The 480-nt window shown below is 71.9% G+C and carries 1 protein-coding gene; it reads left to right on the forward strand.

The genetic code is table 11. The features are described from left to right. On the forward strand, nucleotides 1–480 hold a 480-nt coding region (locus H0488_RS23530; protein ID WP_183101570.1), incomplete at both ends, for an AAA family ATPase.

The raw sequence follows: 480 nt of genomic DNA on the forward strand, positions 1-480 counted from the left end.
CGCCGGCACCGGCAAGACCACCGCCCTGCAGGTCCTCACCCGCGCCTGGCAGGACTCCGGCGGCACCGTCATCGGCCTCGCACCGTCCGCCGTCGCAGCCCAAGAACTCGGCGCCTCCATCAACCCCGAGAACGGTGACGCCGGCGCCGCGGCCAAGGCCAACGGACTGCTCAACGGTCCGTGGCGGACGGGCCGGAAGAAGGTCCGCGCGGACACCCTGGCCAAGCTCGTGTGGCACGCCCAGCACGGCGGCGCACCTACGTGGATGGAGAGGATCAACTCCAAGACGCTCGTCCTTGTCGACGAAGCAGGCATGGCCGGCACCACCGAGCTGGCGGCCGCGATCGACTACATCACCTCCCGCGGCGGACAGGTACGGCTCGTCGGCGACGACCGGCAGCTCGCCTCGGTCGCCGCCGGCGGCGTGCTGCGCGACATCGCCCACCAGATCGGCGCCGTCACCCTCAGCGAGGTACACCG

The organism is Nocardioides pelophilus, from assembly GCF_014180685.1.
GTDB lineage: Bacteria > Actinomycetota > Actinomycetes > Propionibacteriales > Nocardioidaceae > Nocardioides > Nocardioides pelophilus.